At 58.8% G+C, this 1025-nt stretch carries 3 pseudogenes; 2 read left to right on the plus strand and 1 reads right to left on the minus strand.

Features of this window, described 5'->3' with window-relative positions:
- Positions 1–333 (plus strand): annotated as a pseudogene (locus tag XAXN_RS22580) (helix-turn-helix domain-containing protein); the annotation flags it as partial.
- A 101-nt stretch (positions 334–434) separates the two neighbouring features.
- Here the strand turns inward: XAXN_RS22580 and XAXN_RS17855 are convergent.
- Positions 435–862 (minus strand): annotated as a pseudogene (locus XAXN_RS17855) (ATP-binding protein); the annotation flags it as partial.
- A 4-nt stretch (positions 863–866) separates the two neighbouring features.
- On the opposite strand from XAXN_RS17855, the pseudogene XAXN_RS23300 reads away from it, so the two are divergent.
- Positions 867–1025: pseudogene (locus XAXN_RS23300) on the plus strand (TIGR03756 family integrating conjugative element protein); the annotation flags it as partial.

Here is a 1025-nt window from a genome sequence, read left to right on the forward strand (position 1 = left end):
GCCGGGACTGAACACCTAGCCATCAAGATGGGCCGCCCGCCGAAGATTCAAGCCGAACACGAAGCAATGTTGGTGGAAATCGTAGAGTCGGATCCGACTGCGACGATAGAAGAAGTCAGGTTGGAGCTTTTTCGTCGCTGCAACGTGAAGGTTCACGATCAAACGCTGGCATCGACGTTGAAGAGGCTTGGGATTGAACGCATGCCCAGCCACGAGGTGGTGACGATCGAGAAAGCCGAGACGGATGTGTCACGCTATGGCTATACCGATGCTCATCGCCGCCAGACGCCAGACGCCAGACCAGACTTCCCCGGGCTGCCTGACCGACGCTGAATGGGAGTTGGTCGGGGATATTTTTGAGAACGAAGGCGGTCGCGGCTTGCCGCTGTCAACAACAACCTCAACCTGACCCACCTTGAACGCTGATCAGCAACTTAGGGTTGACCCACCTCGATGGGTTCGGCGGTTTGGCGGGATGGAATGAGGCCCGCCTTGCGTTTGTCTTTGAGTCGGAAGCTTTCTCCGTTGATCTGGATAACGTGGGCGTGGTGCAACAATCGATCCAGCAAGGCGGCCGTGAGAGTGGTATCGCCGGCGAAGGCTTGATCCCATTGTCCGAACGGCAAGTTGCTGGTCAGCACAATGGCCCCTTCTCGTAGCGCTTGGCTACGACCTGGAAGAACAGATTGGCCTGGTCGCGATTCATCGGCAGGTAACCGATCTCGTCGATGATGAGCAGCCGCGGCCCCATCACGTTGCGGCGGATGAAATCGGCCAAGCGATCCTGGCATTGGGCCGCACTCATGGCCACCATCAGGTCGGCGGCACTGACGAAGCGGGTTTTCATGCCGGCGTGGGTGGCCAAACTGTCGCCGGATTGCCTCGGCTATCGGGTGGTGGGCGTGTGCTACTGGCTGTTCTGCACGTCGTTTGGCTGCACCGTGCGCACGACAATCAAGGTGCGCCATTACGTTCGCGATGCGGTGGCATCGAGCTATAGCAACACGGCGACGTCCCCCCGATTT

The sequence above is a fragment of the Xanthomonas axonopodis genome (assembly GCF_001304695.1).
In the GTDB taxonomy this organism is placed as follows: Bacteria; Pseudomonadota; Gammaproteobacteria; order Xanthomonadales; family Xanthomonadaceae; genus Xanthomonas; species Xanthomonas axonopodis.